General features: G+C 64.7%; 15 protein-coding genes. 7 read left to right on the top strand and 8 right to left on the bottom strand.

From position 1 onward, the window contains the following. Window positions 1-30 precede the first annotated feature (30 nt). Window positions 31-6054 (bottom strand): alpha-2-macroglobulin, encoded by a 6024-nt coding sequence (locus AC1DT2_RS00140; RefSeq protein ID WP_477293283.1) that lies wholly within the window; start codon window positions 6052-6054, stop codon window positions 31-33. A gap of 386 nt (window positions 6055-6440) precedes the next feature. Here AC1DT2_RS00140 and AC1DT2_RS00135 point away from each other — a divergent pair, with 386 nt between their 5' ends. The 7 genes from AC1DT2_RS00135 to AC1DT2_RS00105 all read left to right on the top strand — a co-directional run bounded on the left by AC1DT2_RS00135 (window position 6441) and on the right by AC1DT2_RS00105 (window position 11196). Further along, complete coding sequence (locus AC1DT2_RS00135; RefSeq protein ID WP_477293281.1) at window positions 6441-7475, top strand: HWE histidine kinase domain-containing protein; 1035 nt, start codon at window positions 6441-6443, stop codon at window positions 7473-7475. A gap of 62 nt (window positions 7476-7537) precedes the next feature. Next, a complete protein-coding gene (locus tag AC1DT2_RS00130; protein WP_213948981.1) occupies window positions 7538-7969 on the top strand; it encodes a YciI family protein in 432 nt (143 codons plus the stop codon). A gap of 25 nt (window positions 7970-7994) precedes the next feature. Beyond that, window positions 7995-8426 carry a VOC family protein gene (locus AC1DT2_RS00125; protein ID WP_063572269.1) on the top strand — a complete coding sequence of 144 codons (432 nt, stop codon included), beginning with the start codon at window positions 7995-7997 and terminating at the stop codon, window positions 8424-8426. Window positions 8427-8438: 12 nt separating this feature from the next. After that, a complete protein-coding gene (locus AC1DT2_RS00120) occupies window positions 8439-9209 on the top strand; it encodes a YciI family protein (protein ID WP_477293278.1) in 771 nt (256 codons plus the stop codon). Window positions 9210-9261: 52 nt separating this feature from the next. Then, window positions 9262-10524 (top strand): RNA polymerase sigma factor, encoded by a 1263-nt coding sequence (locus AC1DT2_RS00115; RefSeq protein ID WP_477293276.1) that lies wholly within the window; start codon window positions 9262-9264, stop codon window positions 10522-10524. A gap of 100 nt (window positions 10525-10624) precedes the next feature. Continuing rightward, window positions 10625-10897, top strand: coding sequence for a YlcI/YnfO family protein (locus tag AC1DT2_RS00110; protein WP_213948984.1), 273 nt, complete (start codon window positions 10625-10627; stop codon window positions 10895-10897). Then, window positions 10897-11196, top strand: a complete 300-nt coding sequence (locus tag AC1DT2_RS00105; RefSeq protein ID WP_213948985.1) for a type II toxin-antitoxin system RelE/ParE family toxin — start codon at window positions 10897-10899, stop codon at window positions 11194-11196. The genes AC1DT2_RS00110 and AC1DT2_RS00105 overlap by 1 nt, the downstream gene beginning before the upstream one ends. A 6-nt stretch (window positions 11197-11202) precedes the next feature. Here the strand turns inward: AC1DT2_RS00105 and AC1DT2_RS00100 are convergent, their stop codons facing one another. The 7 genes from AC1DT2_RS00100 to glgX all read right to left on the bottom strand — a co-directional run bounded on the left by AC1DT2_RS00100 (window position 11203) and on the right by glgX (window position 18155). Continuing rightward, the gene (locus AC1DT2_RS00100; protein ID WP_063573661.1) at window positions 11203-11679 is read right to left on the bottom strand and encodes a T6SS immunity protein Tdi1 domain-containing protein; all 477 of its coding nucleotides are present in this window, start codon (window positions 11677-11679) and stop codon (window positions 11203-11205) included. A gap of 69 nt (window positions 11680-11748) precedes the next feature. After that, window positions 11749-12894 carry a serine hydrolase domain-containing protein gene (locus tag AC1DT2_RS00095; protein WP_477293272.1) on the bottom strand — a complete coding sequence of 382 codons (1146 nt, stop codon included), beginning with the start codon at window positions 12892-12894 and terminating at the stop codon, window positions 11749-11751. After that, window positions 12891-13835 carry a lysylphosphatidylglycerol synthase transmembrane domain-containing protein gene (locus AC1DT2_RS00090; RefSeq protein ID WP_477293270.1) on the bottom strand — a complete coding sequence of 315 codons (945 nt, stop codon included), beginning with the start codon at window positions 13833-13835 and terminating at the stop codon, window positions 12891-12893. The genes AC1DT2_RS00095 and AC1DT2_RS00090 overlap by 4 nt, the downstream gene beginning before the upstream one ends. 45 nt (window positions 13836-13880) lie before the next feature. After that, complete coding sequence (locus AC1DT2_RS00085) at window positions 13881-14552, bottom strand: ABC transporter ATP-binding protein (protein ID WP_477293268.1); 672 nt, start codon at window positions 14550-14552, stop codon at window positions 13881-13883. Continuing rightward, on the bottom strand, window positions 14549-15223 hold the full coding sequence (modB, locus tag AC1DT2_RS00080; RefSeq protein WP_213948988.1) for a molybdate ABC transporter permease subunit: 675 nt from the start codon (window positions 15221-15223) through the stop codon (window positions 14549-14551). The genes AC1DT2_RS00085 and modB overlap by 4 nt, the downstream gene beginning before the upstream one ends. Before the next feature lie 6 nt (window positions 15224-15229). Continuing rightward, window positions 15230-15976 carry a molybdate ABC transporter substrate-binding protein gene (modA, locus tag AC1DT2_RS00075; protein WP_477293266.1) on the bottom strand — a complete coding sequence of 249 codons (747 nt, stop codon included), beginning with the start codon at window positions 15974-15976 and terminating at the stop codon, window positions 15230-15232. A 76-nt stretch (window positions 15977-16052) separates the two neighbouring features. Further along, complete coding sequence (glgX, locus tag AC1DT2_RS00070) at window positions 16053-18155, bottom strand: glycogen debranching protein GlgX (RefSeq protein WP_477293264.1); 2103 nt, start codon at window positions 18153-18155, stop codon at window positions 16053-16055. Between the last annotated feature and the right edge of the window lie 177 nt (window positions 18156-18332).

The raw sequence follows: 18332 nt of genomic DNA, 5'->3' as shown, positions 1-18332 counted from the left end.
CGGAAACGCCTTTGGTTTCGTGTCGGCCCGTTACGGTTTACGTTGGACGGTTATCGCGCCGCCGCCCGGGGCGCGTGCCTGGACGCCGCGGTCGTAGAGCGATTCGATCAGTGCAGGCGGAATCACGAACTTACCGGCGTTGGTCGCCTTGATGCGGTAGATGAACTCCTGCACGTCGGTACTGGCCGAGCCGTAGACCACCACGCGATCCTCGCGGACATCCGCGTACTCGGGCTTCCAGGTGGACTCGGGGTTGCCGATAGGTGAATGCCAGGCAGGTGTGTTGTCGTCGGCGCCATCGGCCGTGCCACCATTGCCTTCGGCATCGCTATCGGCATCGCCGTTGCCCGATGCGTCCGACGTTGCCTCGTCCGAAGACGGTGCCGCCTCCGCAGCATCGGCAGGTGGCGCGGTGTCCAGCACCGGTTCGAAGCCACCGGGCAGCAGGTCGACGATCGCGACGTCGAACACATCGTGATCGGTCGTGGAGCGCACCCTCACGTGCACGTCGATCTCGTCGCCTGTATTGACCGTGTCAACGGATTTGCCATTGGTGTCCGTATACGTGCGGGTAATCTCCAGGCCATCCTTGCGCGTATCCGTGGACGGCTTGCGATCGAATCCTGTCTGCGCGACGCCATACCAGGCCGTCGCGTCGGCGTCATTGACCAGACGCAGGCGCTGCGCCCCGGTCGACCAGTGGCCGTCCACCAAAGACCCCTTCACGACGCCGATCGGTGTCACCGTGCCGTTGGCCGCCACCGAACCGATCGAGAGCTTGCTCACGTCGCCGCCTGCCTGCGAGGCCCACGCATCCAGCGCCATGATGATCATGCCGGAGGAAAGCGTGTTGTAGTGGCCCTTGGCCAGCGGGCGTACGAGGTTCTCGATCGTCTCCGGCGGCAGGGTCTTCGCCTGCTCCGGGAAGTGCTTGGCAAGCAGGTAAAGGACCGACGCGTCACGGATGGGTGTGTCGTAGTAATCGCTGTAGTCGTAAGTCTCATCCGCCGGCTTGCGCGAGAGCAGCTTGCGCGGGCGCGACATCAGGTCGTTGGCCAGCTTGTCCTGATGAAGCATCTGGTAGGACGCGGCCAGCCACGCGGCGGCGAGATCGTCGTGCCACTGCTTCGGGTAGACCTCTTCCAGGCGACGCTGCACCGAGGCGAGGTCGTTCGTGGTGACATTGCCCTGGCGTGTCAGCAGGTAGATCGCGTAAGCGCGCTGGCGCATTTCCACCAGCGTGTCGCCACTGTCATCGGCGGCGATCTGGCGGAGGGCGTTGTCCGCCGATGCCAGCAGATCCGCCGGCACGGCCACGCCGTGGTCGCCTGCTTCGATGAGGTAATGAACCGCGTAGTCCGTCGCGAACACATGCGTGTCCGGCGTCGCCGTCCACAGTCCGAAGCCACCCTGGCCGTTCTGACGGGCACGAAGCACGTCGAACAGGGCAGCGACCGGATCCGCTGGTGCGGTCTCGTCACCCGACATGCGCGCCGGCTTGACGTCGCCGAACTCCGTTCGCTTGCCGAGGATCAGGGCCGGCATCGCGGCACTGATCACCTGCTCGGTGCAGTAATGCGGGAAGTCGACGAGATACGTGGCGAGGCCGCGCGCCAGCACCACAGGTACGGTCGAGAACGAAGCGTCACGCTTGGCGTATTCATCGTGCATGTCGCGTAGCGATGTCACGTCGGCGCGTCCGTGCGCGTCGACCCGACCGAAGGCGAGGTCCGTCCGCAGGGGCGACGCGGGGCGTACGGACAGGTCCACACTCTGCTTCGCGGACTTACCGTTGAAACCGGCAGTGAACGTCATGTTGCCCGAACCCAGCTTGTCGGTGGCCCTCACGCGGAAGATCGCCACGCCTTCGCGCATCTCGCCGAGGCTCAGTGTCTTCGTCGCATCGCCGACGATCTGCAAGGGCGGGCCGAGCTTCAGGGTCACTGCGACCGGCACCTCCTTGCCACCGAGGCCAGTGAGGTTGTTGGCCACACCCACACTGATCTCTGCCTCGTCACCCGGCGCGAGCGTCGTCGGCACATTGGGCGAGAGCACGAAGTCACCACGCACCGTGGTCGCTCCCTCGAAGGTACCGATTTTCTCCGGCGAGRCGCTGACCGCCATGACACGCAGCTTCCCATTGAAGTAGTCGGGAACCTTGTACGTGAGGTCACGCGAACCGTCGATGTCGACGATACCGGACCAGTACGCCACCGGCTTGTCCCGCTTTCGCCGGAACGGATTGAGTTGGCGCCCAATGGCACCGTCCGCATCGCCTCCGGGGGCGGCCATCGTCATCAACTTCTGGAAGTCCGGGATGATCAGGTCGAGGATCTGCGACGTGGACACTTCCAGCATGCGCTTGCGGAAGAAGTACTGCAGCGGATCGCCCAGCTTGTAATGCGCCACCTGCAGGATGCCCTCGTCGACGGCGAATACAACCGCGCGCGTCGGTGTCGTGGAGGTCACGTGGAAGGTGATGGTATCGCCAGGCTTGACCAGCTGCGGCGACTCGACGGCCAGCACGTTGCGCCTGGCATCCATGTTCACCGAGAACGGGACCACGCCGAACGACAGCGGGCTCATGAAAATCTCGTCCGAGGAGGGGTCGCGCACGTACTGCACGGTGATGTATCCGTTGCCTTCGAAGTCCGCCGGCACCGTGATGTGCTGGACGGTGCTGGTCGAATCGGCATGGAACCAGGCGTGAGCGTAGACCTTGTCGCGCTCGATGGTGATCAGGCCGCTACCGGCATACGGCGCGCGGATGGCGATATCCACCGCCTCGCCCGGTGCGTAGTCCTTCTTCGACAGCGTCAGCTGGAGCTCGGCATTGCGTTCAAGCGAACGCGACACGTTGCCTTCGCCAGCCACCGACCAGGCGACACGATTGATTTCCTTGCCTTCGGCGTTCTTCAGTACCAGCGCGAAGTTGCCCGGCTTGTCCGTTGGAAGTGTTACGTCGAGGCCCGCGGCCGGGAGGGTCAGTGGCGTCTCCGATACCGTGGTCTCACGGGCTTTGGACTCGTACTTGAAGACCCCGGAGTCCTGCTTGGTCAGCACGGAGACGAAGCGCGTTTCGACGATCGCCTGCTTGAGGCCCTTTAAGTCGATGCGTTTCGCGGTGGGGTCGATAGCGACCAGGTTGACGATGCGTTTCGCGTCTCGGCTCACATAGTCGAGGTTGTCGACCGCCTTGTAGCCGACGAGCCAGTCGTTTGACGACACCATGCCCTGCGTGGCCGCGGCCACGCTGCGTCCGCCTTCGGCTTCATAGGCCTTGGCCAGGAAGTAGAGCTGGTACGTAGCGTCGGCATACTTGGACAGGTCCAGTGCAAACTCCGCGTGCCCCTTGTCGTCGGTCTTCGCGTCGGCGAGCTTCTCCTCGAAGCCTTCCTTCGCACGACGCACGTCGTAGAAGTGATAGTCCTTGTAGCTGGGGAAAGAGGGGAACGCCGGGCGCAAGGTGAGCGAACCCTCGACGCGCCGGTCCGCGGCGGGCGTCCCGAACAGATTCCGGACGTCGACCAGCGCCTTCAGCTGCGCGGGCTTCACCCAACCCTCAGTCACCGCGGTGGAGAGCTTCGCCGACACCTTCATGCGGTCGGGCTGGAATTCCTTGACCTGGACCGTGGTACTACCGATCTGCGAGTACGGCTTGCCGTCCTTGGCGATGTATAGGTTCACGGTCCAGTTGCCGGTCGGCGAGGTCTCGGCCGTGGTGTGGTCGAGCTCGGCGAAACCTGCGGCGTCCATCGAGATGGTCTGCTGGCGTACCGTCGTGCCGCGGGGATCGACCACCTCGGCGATCAGGGGCATGCCGGCGACGCTGCGCGTCCAGCTGTTCGCGCGCACGATCATGCCAATGTGGAAAAGGTCGCCCGGCCGATAGATGCCACGATCGGAGAACAGGTAGCCGGACAGCTGACCCTGGCTGTGCGCGTTGGGTTCGCCGCCGATGTCGAAACGGGAGAAATCGAGCGTGCGGTCGTACGAGGTCACGGGCAGGAAGGAGAGATCCTCCCCCTGGCGTACGACATACATGGCCGGGGCCTTCTCCTGGGTGAAGCCCTTGAGGTTAGCGAAGTGCGCCTTGCCGTCCGCCCCGGTGTTCTGGGTGAACAGTGTGCTGCCGTTCTTCGCGATCACCGCAACGGATGCACCCGACACCGGTGAGCCCGTGCGAATGGACTGCACGAAGATGTCCTGGCTACCGTCCATCGACTTCTTGGCAATCACGCCAAGATCGGTGATCACGACGAGGCGTTCGTCCTTCGGCCAGTCGTATGGCACGCGGTCGGTATCGTCATCGTCTTTCGCTGCATCAGCCGCTGCGGCGTCGGCATCGGCACCCGCGTCACGGGCAGCCGCTTCGCGTGCCGCCTTGACCCGGCGATCGCGTGCTTCCCGATCGGCCTTTTCGTCGTAACCGGACAGCTTGAGCAGGAACACACCGCGCTTGCCGGCAGCAAGGTACTGGCCGAGGTCGAAGCCTTCGTAGTGGGCCTTGCCCGCGCCTTCGTCTGGAAAGGAAACCTTCTTCACGAAACGATCGACGATATGGTCAGACGTGAACCCATACATCTCGGGCTTGGTGTAGCTGCCCGAATTGAGCGACACCAGGTGTTGCAGCTGATCGGGAAGAACCCGGCCGACCTCGACGCGCATGCCCGGCATGTTCCGGGAGACGACGGAGATGCGCTTGTCACCGCTCAGCGAAAGCAGGGAGCCGTCCGCCATGAAGCGAAGCAGGCGCGGATAGTCGGGCACGCTGAGGATGTCCACCCGCGGCTTGGCCATGACATAGCCGCCGAACGAGGTCATGCCCTTCTCGACCCGCACGTAGATGCGCTGGCCCGGCTGCGCGTGATAGCGGAAGCTCTGCGCGGCCGACCAGTCGTTCTCGGTAGGTACGACTTCCGGCTTGAGCTGGGTAAAGGAACGAAGATCGCTGTCGCTGATGGTGCTTGTCGACCAGCTGCGCTTGTTGTCCTGCGGAACGACCCAGGCGCGGAGATGCTTGGTCAGCTCGGCATCGCTGACCGGACCGCCGAAGTTCATCACCACGACCTGTTCCGGCTCGAAGCGTGCGTTGTCGACCAGCGTGGCTGAGACCTCATCGAGCGTAAGGCTGTACAGGCCGGGCACGCGTACCGCGGTCTCGAGAGCCTTTTCGGTGCCATCGCCCCCACGGCTGCTGCGCACGCCATCGTCCATCTTGAGACCCACCGAGCCATCGTCGCGTGGGAGCTGCAGGGGCTGCGAGTGAACGAAAGCGTTGAGGTGATGCTCGTCGTAGGTGACGCTGAACTTGAGTTCCGCGCCGCGCTTCTCGTCACGATTGCGCAGATCGAGCGCCAGGCGCTTCTCCAGTTGCGCCGGGTCCACCGGGTAGTTGAAGCCCAACTGGACGATGGTCTTCTTCTTGGTCGGATCCTGTGGATCCTGGTAGAACTCGCCGTTGACCACGCGCGCCGTGAAGGGTGCCGTGGCAACGTCGAAGTGATCGTCCGCCAGCAGCACGTGTGGCGCGAACACCTTGGCTTTGTCGAAACGGACCTCGATCTTCCGTCCCACGGGCCAGTCGGCGGCCGGGACGAACTTCAGCACACGGTCGCTTTCCCAGCTCCACTGACCGGCAAGCTTCGGGTCCATGGCGATGCCGTCGGTGACGGGCTTGCCCAGCGACTCGAGCTTTGCCGCCGAGGCGGAGAACGTCACCGTGAGGGGATGAACGCTCACGGGGGCACGGTCGTAGTCGCTGATGTCCGGCGCCGGCGCCTCGAAAGTGATCCGGTTCGGCTCGACCGGTTTGGGTCGGTTCTCCCACCAGTGCCAGCCGAACCACCCGGCTGCGGCGACGATGAGCACGCCGGCGATCGTTCCCGTGAACTTCAGGGGATGCTGGCGAGCGGCTCGCCCGGTCGCGGGTACCCAGGAGGGCGCGGACCAGGACATGTTGCCGAAGATGGGCCGGAGGACGCCCGCGAGCAGCCAGAGCAGGCCGCGCAGCAGGCGCACGGGTAACGACGCGATGAAACGAAGCAGATCCATGTTCCCTTCCGATCCTTTGATTCGTGTGACGGCGCGAAGCCGTGCCCGCGGATACATCAACGCCGGCCACGCGCCCGAGGCGGTGTTCCGGCAGTGTGACGTTGGTCCCCAAGGAGATGTTGCGCGCGACCCCTGTCGCGGCGACGTCCGGATTCTGACATGGCGGCGCCAGACTTCGGGAGTTTTGCGGGCGTTACTAAGTAGGACTACTTAGACGGACGCCCGGGTCCGATACGTATGAGCCTATGCGCAATAGAAGAAATCGGAAAATTCCCCCGAATTTGCCGCGCCGTGATCGATCTCACGCGTTCGGTCCAAAGACATTCATCGCGCCTGCGACTTGCGATATGGTTGACCTGCACGGGGACGAGCGAAGGGGAAAAGGGATGTACGACGAGGCCAAGAGTCCTTATGAGAGGGCCCTCAGCGCGAGCGACGGCGAGTTTCGCGAGCTCGCCGATTTTGCACCCGTCATGATCTGGCGTGCGGGTACGGACCAGCTCTGCGACTGGTTCAATACGCCCTGGCTGACGTACACCGGCCGCCCGATGATCGACGAAGTGGGCGATGGATGGGCCGGAGGCGTACATCCTGAAGACCTGCAACGTTGCCTGTCCATCTATGGAGGCGCCTTCCAGGCACGTGAGCCGTTCTCGATGGAATACCGGCTTCGCCGATACGACGGCGAGTACCGCTGGCTCCTCGACACTGGCAAACCCTTCTATCGGGACGATCGCTTTGCCGGGTACTGGGGAAGCTGCATCGATGTGACGGCTCATCGCGATGCCGCACGCGCGCAGCGGATCCTCGTCAACGAGCTGAGCCACCGGGTGAAGAACACGCTCGCCGTGGTCCAGGCCATGGCCACGCAGACCTTCACCGGCGGCCGGCCGATGGCCGAATGCCTTGCTGCGTTCGAGAGCCGGCTGCGGGCCCTGGCGGGGGCGCACGACCTGCTGGTCACCCACGCCTGGGAGGAGGTGGCGCTACGCGGTGTCGTGGAAGCCACCATCGCTCCCCACGACCCGGGCAACGCACGCATCGCCATCGGTGGCCCTCCCCTCATGCTCGCCTCGGCCACCGCCGTGGCCGTTGCCATGGCCGTACACGAGTTGCTGACCAACGCGGCCAAATATGGGGCGCTGACGACCGCATCCGGTCGGGTGGACCTGGGCTGGCAATTCGACGCCGCATCCGAACGCCTGCGTATGACCTGGAAGGAGAGCGGTGGCCCGCCCGTGGTCATCCCTGCCCACCGGGGCTTCGGGATTCGCTTTATCGAGCGGGTACTGGCCTGCCAGGCGGGCGGGGAAGCGACGGTCGCCTTCGAGGAGGACGGTGTCCGTTGCTGTTTCGAGGCGCCGGCGCGGTCCTGGCGACACGCCGCTGAAAATAATCGTACGCCCGTGTCGATTCCCTGAGGGCACAATCGACGTAGTCATGAAGGCCGGGAGCGACCCGGCCATGGCAACGGAGAAGGCACATGCGTTTCATGGTGATCCTCAAGGCGACGAAGGCGTCGGAAGCCGGCGAGATGCCCAGCGAGGCATTGATGACGGCGATGATCAAATTCAACGAGGAACTGGTTAAGGCGGGCGTGCTCCTCGCCGCCGATGGGCTGCGCCCGAGCAGCGACGGCGCCCGTATCCGCTTCGCCGGCGACCGGCGGGATGTCACCGATGGCCCCTTTGCCGAGACCCGTGAACTGGTCGCCGGTTACTGGCTGATCCAGACGCGTTCACTCGACGAGGCCATCGAATGGATGAAACGGGCCCCCAACCCGATGGAAGGAGACGAGTCGGAGATTGAGATTCGTCGCATGTTCGAGATGGATGATTTCGGCGAAGAGTCGTTGACACCCGAAGCCCGCGCCACGGTGGAACGCATGCACGCGGAAGTCGCCTCGAAGTCCTGATCCCTCCTCCTGAAGGAACACCACCATGACCGTTACCCCCTACCTCAGTTTCAACGGCAACTGCGAGGAAGCCTTCGAGTTTTATGCGAAGGTGCTCGGCGCGAAGATCATCATGATGGGCCGATACAAGGATATGCCGCCGCAGCCCGGGCAGCCCGCCTTGCCCAAAGACTTCGAAGAGAAAGTCATGCATGCCCGGTTACAGATCGGTGACCAGTGGTTGATGGCCTCGGACTGTCCGCCCCATATGCCGTTCCCAGGGATGCATGGTGTCTCGATCGCCCTGGGCTTCGATCAGGCGTCCGACGCGGACCGCGTGTTCGCCGCCTTGTCCGCCGGCGGAAACGTTCATATGCCGATCGCCGAGACGTTCTGGGCCGAGCGTTTCGGCATGTTCACCGACAAGTTCGGCACCAGCTGGATGATCAACGGTGCCGAGAAACATCCGAATCCTTGAGCGGAGCAGCCCATGCGCTTTCTGATCGTACGTAAGGCCGACACCGACAGCGAAGCCGGGGCGTCACCCAGCCGCGATCTGGTCGACGCCATGGCCGAGCATCTCGACACGCTTGCAGCGGATGGCCGCTTCCTCGCGGGAGAGGGTCTCAAGCCCAGCCGCGACGGGGTGCGCATCCATTTCGCGGATGGCCGCAAACCCGTGATGGTCGACGGCCCCTTCGCCGAAACGAAGGAGCTGGTCGCTGGTTTCAGCATCATCGAAGCCGACTCGATGGAGCAGGCCGTGGCCTGGGTATCGGCGTGGCCTGCCGAGGACGCCCATGGCGCAGCCGAGGTTGAAGTACGCCCCCTCGGTTGCCCGGGCGGCCTGTCCGGCTTCGGCGACCCGGCCGAGGGCGACTCGGAGCTGCCGCGCTACATGGTCATGCTCAAGGCCAACGAGCGTAGCGAAACGGACTTCGATCCGGGCCCGGACGTCCTCGGTAAGATGATGGAAGCAAACAAGGCCGGCCACGAGGCTGGTTTTCTCATCGCCGGCTTCGGCCTGTCATCCAGCCGGCATGCGAAGCGGGTTCGTTTCAGCAAGGGACATGCCACCGTGATGGACGGGCCGTTCGCCGAAATCAAGGAAATGGTTGCAGGATTCTGGGTACTGCGCGTGGCCTCACTCGACGAGGTCATTGCCTGGACGCAGACCTATCCGTTCCCCGACGGCGACGACGCCCGCCTGGAAATCCGACCGCTGTATGCCATGCGGGAGCTGCTCGCCACGTTGAGCTGATGCGGCGTCGCAGCTTGCCCCGTCATGACGACGGGTGGTTTGATCCGTCGTCATGACCCTCCGCGATGCTCACCGCGCGATCGACGCGATCTGGAAGATCGAATCGCCACGATTGATCGCGACCATCGCACGGATGGTTCGCGATGTCGGGCTGGCCGAGGAACTGGCCCAGGATGCCCTGGTCGTGGCCCTCGAGCAGTGGCCCACCGCCGGCGTACCCGACAATCCGGGTGCGTGGCTGACCCAGACGGCAAAGCATCGCGCGATCGATCGCATTCGCCGTGAACGCATGGCCGGACGCAAGCTGGAAGCCCTGGGCAAGGACATGGAAGGCATGCTCGAATCGGCCGATGACGCGCTGATCGACGCCCTGGACGACGATATCGGCGATGACATGCTGCGGCTGATCTTCACGGCCTGCCATCCCGTGCTCTCCATCGAGGCCCAGGTCGCTCTCACCCTGCGCCTGCTCGGTGGCCTGACCACGGACGAGATCGCACGCGCCTTCCTGGTTCCCGAAGCGACCGTCGCGCAGCGCATCGTTCGCGCGAAGCGCAGCCTTGCCGACGCATCGGTGACTTACGAAGTTCCCCGAGGGGACGAGCTGAAGGAGCGCCTCGCCTCGGTGCTTCGCGTGGTCTATCTCGTATTCAACGAAGGCTATGCGGCGACGACGGGCGGCGACTGGATGCGTCCGGCGCTGTGCGCCGAGGCACAGCGACTGGGCCGCGTCCTTGCCGGCCTGATGCCGGCCGAAGCCGAAGTACACGGACTGGTCGCCCTGATGGAAATCCACGCGTCGCGTGCCGGCGCACGGACGCGTCCCGACGGCGAACCGATCCTCTTGCTGGAACAGGACCGCGGTCGCTGGGATCGCTTGCTGATCGGCCTCGGACTGAAGGCGCTTGAACGGGCGGAGCGCCTGGACGGTGCGAAGGGGCCCTACGCCCTTCAGGCCGCTATCACCGCCTGTCACGCGCGTGCGGCACGCGCTGAGGACACCGACTGGGCGCGCATTGCGGCGCTCTACGCGGCACTCGTCGAGGTCGTGCCCTCGCCGRTCGTCGAACTCAACCGGGCSGTGGCGGTATCGATGGCCGAAGGACCCGAGGTCGCGCTGGATATCGTCGAAACACTGGTGGACGAACCTTCGATGAAGGACTACCACCTCCTGCCCAGCGTTCAGGGCGACCTGCTGTTTCGACTCGGTCGCTACGCAGCGGCACGCGAGGCATTCCTGCGTGCCGCCGCCATGACGCGTAACGACCGTGAGCGCACTTTGCTGGAAGCGCGCGCGGCTGCATGCGTCGAATAAGTGGGATGTAGCGGCACCTGAACGCCCGAAGCTGGCCGGGCTGGCAGTGCCCGCCGGCAGACGCTATGCTGCATCGCAAATGCAATGCAGGAGAGGCGTCATGAAGTCCGCCACCATCCCATCCATCCGCGTAGAGCCGGCATTCCGCGAACAGGCCGAGAGCGTGCTTCGCAATGACGAAACCCTTTCGTCGTTTGTTGAAACTGCCATGTCCGAAGCCATCGATCGCCGCAGGATGCAGAGCGAATTCATCGCTCGCGGCATTGCCTCACGAGACGAAGCGGCACGCACCGGCGTCTATCACGCCGCCGCCGATGTACATAAGGAGATCGCCGAACGATTGGCCCGGTCCCGAAAAGCGAAAGGCAAATAATGAGCTACGAGGTCCGTTACACCGATGCCGCGCTAACGGACCTTCGTCGGCTCATGGACTTCATCGACGAGCTCGACGCGACGTTGGCCGACCGAGCGCTCGATGCGATTGTCCGCGCCTCTGCGTTGCTCGAATCATTTCCTTTCACGTGTCGCAAGGCCTCGCCCGACAACCCCTTTCTGCGTGAACTCGTCGTATCGTTCGGTGCGACGGGTTACGTCGCACTCTTCGACATCACCGGCAACCGGGTCACCATCGTCGCGCTTCGTCACCAGCGTGAGGATGATTTCCTCTACTGACGAGTCTCAGTGCTTGACCTCGATATCGACATTGGCGCCGTCGGGCAGGTCATCAAGCTGTTGCAGGATGGAACCGGTGAGCTCGAAGTGTTCTTTCGCCGGGACCGGATTCAGGTTCTCGACCGTGTACTCGCCTTCCACGAAGATCGGCAGCGTGACATAGCTGTAGCACTCGCCTTCCGCGCGGGTCTTACCTGCTTCGAGCAGGGCTTCGATGAGTCCCGGAAGGAGCCAGTCGTCCGCAGCTTCTTCGCGAAGCAGGTTGTTGAACTCGGGCACGTTGTCCGCCACGCGCTCGACTTCAGCGGTGCCTGTGTTCAGCCAGAATATGCCGCCGGCGTCGGCTTCGAAAAACATGTCGCCGAGTGCCGTGAAAAGCAGCGGAGTGAAGGCGTCACCGATGAGCCAGTTCCAGGAGTCGGCGAGCGCGTCGATCGCTTCCTTGTCCGGCGTGCAGATGAGGTCGTTCCAGGTAAGCGCCATGGGGCTGGCCTTCGTACGTATCGGGGGAGGGTCCAGGGATTTTAAGCCCATTCCCCCGGAGGCGTACTTTCAGCGGTAGAGACCGGCGATGACGGCGTCGACGAAGGCGGTGCGCGCCCTGGCCTGTTCATCGTTCGTGGCCACCGGCCATGCGGCCAACTGCGCGATCACCAGATGGCGGGCGGGATCGACATAGAGCAGCTGCCCGAAGATACCGATACCCGCGAAGGCGCCGTTATCGTACGTCCACCACTGATAGCCGTAGCCGCGGCCGGGCACGCCGAAATCGGCGTGCTTGTGGGTCGCGTCGGCTATCCAGCCTTCCGCCACCACGGGCTTTCCGGCGGCGATCCCTCCGTCGAGCAGGAACTGCCCCAGGCGGGCGTAGTCCGCCAGCGTTGCCGATACGCCCGAGCCACCCGCTTCGGTACCGTCGACCTCGTCCTTCAGCCAGAGCGCATCCGAGGCCATGCCGTAGGGCTTCCAGATTTTCTCGGAGAGATACGCGGCCAGTGTCTTGCCGGTGGCGCGGGTGACGAGGATGCCGATCAGGTCGGTCTCACCGGTCTTGTAGACCCAGCGCTCACCCGGTGCGAACTCRCGCGGGAGCCCAGCCATGTAGGACACGAGCAGTGGCACGCCGGGTTGGCGCGCGCCTTCGTACATCATGGCGACATCGGATCTGGGATCGACGTAATCCTCGTTCCAGCGAACCCCCGACGTCATCGTCAGCAACTGCCGCACGGTTACGTCGCGGTACGCGCCGGCGGCAAGTTCGGGGATGTAGCGGGTGACCTTGTCGTCGAGGCTGTGAAGGGAGCCATCGCGTAACGCCGCGCCCACCAGGGTCGAGGTGAACGACTTGGCCACGGAGAATGAGGTCCAGCGGGTTTCCGGTGTGGCGCCGAGGCCGTAGCGTTCCAGGCGCACGCGGCCGTCCTGCAGGACCATGATGCCGGCGACGTGATGTGCCGCCATGTAAGTGTCGAGCGTATCGCCGTCGACGAAGTGGGGCTGGATGGGTAGGCCCGCAGGGAGTGGGTGTGCGATGCCATGACGTACGACGTTGCTGGCGTAGTGCGTCTCCATCGCGCGGAAGGCCGCTTCACGCTGCGGTTGATTCCAGAACAGCACGTCGGTACGACGGGCGTGTGGCGTGGCGCACGCGGCCAGCAGGGCCGCAGCGGCGAGGCTGACCCAACGCACGCACTTCATGCGGCCTTCCTGGTGCGCCGGCGCACTTCATAGGCGCCAAGCGCGAGCGACGCCAGCACGAAGGGCCCCAGGCCATAGATCGCGCGGTAGGCCAGCAACGCGGCGAGCACCTGCGCGCGTTGCTCCTGCGGAAAGGCGGCAAGCGTGATCGCCTCGAAGGCGCCAATACCGCCGGGCGTGTTGCTGACGATGCCGGCCAGGATGGCGCCGACGTAGATCGGCGCGAAGTCGAGGAAGTTTCCCGCGATGTCGGTCGGCAGCAACAGGTACATCGCGGTGATCGCGGCAACCATTTCGACTACGCCGATGACGATCTGCGCGCCGGCCGAACGGACCGAGGGCACGGGCGTGGTGAATTTCCAGATCTTCAGTTCGTCGTGCTTGCCGGCCAGCCAGCGAAGCAGGAGAACAAAGAGGATGATCAACGCCAGCCCGAGCCACCGACCCCAGCCATGGGCGATGGCCGGCTCCAGCATCATGGCGATGGCGGTGACGGCAGCGAATCCCAAACCCACCGCAAAGCCGACCAGGCCGACCACACGTGCGACATCGGGTGCACCGACACCCTGGGTGGAAAGCATGCGATAGCGCAAGGCGGTGCCGGTGATCGCATGAAAGCCGAGCGCATTGCAGACGGCATGTGTGGTCACGCCGGAGAAGATCTTCATCCGCATCGACACCTTGCCGGGAACCACGGTCTCGACGGCAAACACGTCATAGGCTGTCAGGCAGGCCCAGCTGACCAGGGTCGCCAGGATCGAGCCACCGACGTGCCAACGTGGGATACGTTCGATGGCGGCAAGCACGTCGTTCCAGGCCATCCGCGCGATATAGCGATGCAGCAGGAAGATCGCGCCAGCAACGATGGCGGCGGTGAGCAGGTACTTGATGGCGCGGGTCGCGAAGACCCTGCCGCCCTGTTTGTCATGCCCTGCCGTCACTGCGGTCGCCTGTCTCGCCGGGTAGTCACTTACGAAAGGCGGGCATCATCCCACGTGCACCACCCGGCCGTCGCGGATTTCGAACGTGTGACCGTCGAGGGCGTCGACATCGGCGGGGTCATGGGTAATCACCATCAGCTGGAGATCGAGGCGTGCCTGCAGGGCCAGCAGTTCGGCGCGCATGCGGCCACGTAACGCGGGATCGAGCGCCGCGAACGGCTCGTCGAGCACGACGATGCCTGGCTCGGTTGCAAGAGCTCGCGCCAGGGCGACACGCTGCCGCTGTCCACCCGAGATACGCGATGGGTAGCTGTCGGCGACATTGCCGAGTTCGAAGCTGTCGATCCAGTGATGAACACGCTCGTCGCGCCGGCGGCGTCGCGGGTTCAGCCAACCGCGGTCCAGTCCGAACCCGATGTTCTGGGCCACCGTGAGGTGTGGGAAAAGGGCGTAGTCCTGGTACACGTAGGCCACGCCGCGCATCCGGGTGGGCAGGTCGACCCGGGCAACCGAGTCGTAGAGAACGCGGCCGTCGATGCGTACATGGCCCGAATCCGGCGTGAGCAGGCCGGCCACGGCGCGAAGGGTCAGGCTCTTGCCGGAACCCGACGGACCGAACAGGACGACGCGTCGGTGTTGCGAGACGATCGTCACGTCGAGCTCGAAGTGACGATCGTCCGAGCGCAGCGTCTTGCATACCGCGATATCGACGCTCACGGTCGCGACCGCCGCAGGTGATCTGGCGCCAGCCAGCCGGCTAGCAGCAAGGCGATAACACAGGTCGCCGAGGTCACGGCGACCATCAGGCCCGCCGTGGTGTCGTCGCCTGACTGCACCGCGGCGTAGATCGCCACCGACAGGGTCTGGGTACGGCCCGGCAGGTTGCCGGCGATCATCAGCGTGGCACCGAATTCACCGAGTGCCCGGGCGAACGCCAGCAAGGCGCCCGCCGTGATGCCCCGGGCCGCGAGGGGCAACGAGACGCGGAAGAACACGGCGGCCTCGCGCAGCCCGAGTACGCGCGCGGCGCTCTCCAGTTGCGGGTCGACGGCCTCGAACGCCGCACGAGCCGCCTTCTGCACCAGCGGAAAGGCGACCAGGGTCGAGGCGATCACCGCACCTTGCCAGGTAAACACCAGTTCGATGCCGAGCCGGTCCAGCCAGGCGCCGAAGACGCCGCGCCGGCCCAATAGCACAAGCAGGTAATAGCCGAGCACCGTCGGCGGCAGGACAAGAGGCAGGGTCAGGATCGAATCGACGACCTCGCGCGCACGCGATCGCCACCGCGACAGCCCGAAGGCCACCGCGACGCCGAGCACGAGGTTGATGGCGGTCGCCCACAGCGCGACCTTGAGCGAGAGCGCGAGCGGTACCCAGATCGCGCCCACGAGGCGTCAGGGCGCCTGGAAGCCGAACCCGGCGAGAATGCCGCGCCCTTCGGGCGACTGGACGAAGGCTTCGAACGAAGCGGCTTCCTTCGCCTGCTTGGAGTCGGCGACCACGGCGATCGGGTAGGTGATCGGCTTGGGTGTCGGCACCGTGGCGGCGACCTCGACCTTGTCCTTCATGATGGTCGCGTCGGTGGCGAACACGAATCCGGCATCGACCTCACCGCGGGCGACATAGTCGAGGCTCTGGCGAACGTTCTGCGCCAGCACACCCTTGGCCGAGATGACATCCCACAGGCCCTGCTGCTCGAGCGCCGCCTTGGTGTAGCGGCCCAYGGGTACCGAGGCGGGATCCCCATAGGCCACGCGCTTCACGGTGTCCGCCTTGAGGTCGACCGGCGAGGTCACCCTCAGCTTGCCTCCCTTCGGCACGATCAGGACCAGGCGATTGCTGGCGAAATCCTGGCGGCTGGCCGGGTCGACCGCCTTGGCGGCCACGGCCTTGTCCATGGCGGTCTCGTCCGCGGAGGCAAAGACATCGGCCGGCGCGCCGCTGGCGATCTGGCGAAGCAGGACATCGGAGGCCGCGAAATTGAGCACGACGTGGGTCCCCGGATGTTTCGCCTCATACGCCTTGCCGACGACCTGGAAGGCGTCGGTCAGGCTGGAGGCGGCGGAGACGACGAGGTCGGCCGCCGCGGCGCTGCCGGAACCGACCAGGAAAATAAGCGCAACGAGCGGACGAAGGCGCATGGGGGTCGGTCCTTGGCGGCGGGTTCCGCAATATAGGGACGCACGCCGCGCAGGGTCAACGGCGACCCGTGCGGTGCTATCCCGCAGCAAGCACCACGAAGCTGCGCGGTGGCGCGATCAGCTTGCCATCCTCCGCCTGTGTGTCCGTCGCCAGATCGAGATCGGTGGAAAAGGCCACCGTCCAGGCGCCCTCGGGCAGGGTGAACTCCACGCCGCCGTCGAATGCGTTGATCAGGATCAGCACGGTCTGGTCGTTGCCGCGCTCCCTGACGCCTGACGCCTGGCTGCGGCCGTCGAGCAGGATGCCGATGGAGCGCGCACGCGGATCATCCCAATGCGCCGGCTGCATCTCGCCACCACCGGGGTTCAGCCAGACGATATCGCGCACCTCGGCCACGTCGTCATAGCGACCGTCGAGGAAGCGTCCCCGACGCAGGATCGGGAAGCGGTCGCGCAGGGCGACCAGCTCGCGCACCGCCGTGGCGAGCCCACCCTGGGTCGGGTCATCGCTCCAGTCGATCCAGCTGATCTCGTTGTCCTGGCAGTAGGCGTTGTTGTTGCCCTGTTGCGTGTTGCCGCGCTCATCGCCAGCCAGCAGCATCGGCGTGCCCTGGGCGAGGAACAACGTGGCCAGGAGGTTGCGCGATTGCCGCTGGCGCATGGCGCGGATGCCGGCGTCCTTCGTGTTGCCTTCGGCACCGTGGTTGAACGAATGATTGTTGCTGGAGCCGTCCTGGTTGTTTTCGCCGTTCGCCTCGTTGTGCTTCTCGTTGTAGCTGACCAGGTCGCGCAGGGTGAAGCCATCGTGCGCGGTGATGAAGTTGAGCGACGCGTACGGGCGGCGGCCACGCTTGTCGAAGAGGTCCGCCGAGCCCGTGAAGCGACGTGCGAACTCTGCCAGCTTGCCGCCCTCACCCTTCCAGAAAGCGCGCACGGTGTCACGAAACTTGTCGTTCCACTCCACCCAGCCCGGCGGGAACTCGCCAACCTGATAGCCCCCGGGACCGCAATCCCACGGCTCGGCAATCAGCTTTACCTGGTTGAGCACGGGATCCTGCGTGCAGGAGTCGAGGAAGCCACCGTTCTCGTCGAAACCGTAGGGTTCGCGGCCGAGGATCGTGGCCAGATCGAAACGAAAGCCGTCGACATTCATTTCGGTGGCCCAGTAGCGCAGCGAGTCGTTCACCAGCTGCAGGACGCGCGCGTTGCTGAGGTTCACCGTGTTACCGGTGCCTGTGTCGTTGACGTAGTACCGCTTGTCTTCCGCCAGCCGGTAATAGCTGGCGTTGTCGATGCCCTTGAAGGACAGCGTCGGACCCATCTCGTTGCCTTCGGCCGTGTGGTTGTAAACCACGTCGAGGATCACTTCGAGGCCGGCGCGATGGAACGCGGCGACCATGTCCTTGAATTCGCGGGGATCGCCACCGGACATATAGCGCGTCTTCAGCGCGAAGAAGCCGATGCTGTTGTAGCCCCAATAGTTGCGCAGGTTCTTTTCCTGCAGGTAGTGGTCGTCAAGATAGGCATGAACGGGGAGCAGCTCGACGGAGGTCACGCCCAAGCCGCGGATGTAGTCGATGACCTCCGGCGTGGCCATGCCGGCGAAGGTACCGCGCAGGTGCTCGGGGACATCGGGGTGGCGCATGGTGAATCCACGCACGTGCGCTTCGTAGATGGCCGTGCGGGTCCACGGCACCGACGGCTTGCCGTGCTCCACCCACTTGTACGACGGGTCGATCACCATCGCCTTGGGCATGAACGGCGCGCTGTCGCGCTCATCGAAACTCAGGTCGCCGTCGGCGTGGCCGACCGTGTAACCGTAGAGTTCGTCGGCCCAGGTCAGGTCGCCGACGATCTGCTTAGCGTAGGGATCGAGCAGGAGCTTGTTGGGGTTGAAGCGGTGGCCGTTTTCCGGCTCGTAAGGACCGTGGACACGGTAGCCATACAGCTGGCCTGGCCCGACGCCCGGGACGTAGCCGTGCCAGACCTCGTCGGTGTATTCAGGCAGATCGATCCGCCCGGTCTCGTTGCCGCCCTCGTCGTAGAAGCACACTTCCACACGGGTGCCATGAGCGGTGAACAGCGAGAAGTTCGTGCCCTTGCCGTCCCAGGTGGCGCCACGCGGAAAGGGGGAACCTTCGCGCACCGGCGAGGCGGCATCGTATCGGGCATCAGGCATGGCGGCGACCTCGGAAGCGGCCCCGTAGCATGGCCATCGGGGCGAAAGGAAAACGTGAGGACTCACACGGGTCGTGTCCGCACCCGCAGGATTCGCCAAGCAAGTTGACCGGGGCGGTGGCAGCGTGGCGCCGTGCCCACGGAGGACAGGCGGGAATGAAACACGCGTTACGRATCA

The organism is Luteibacter sp. P4_E6 (genome assembly GCF_056401535.1).
Note: the sequence above shows the minus strand (reverse complement) of the source record. Positions and strands in the feature narration are given on the sequence as shown.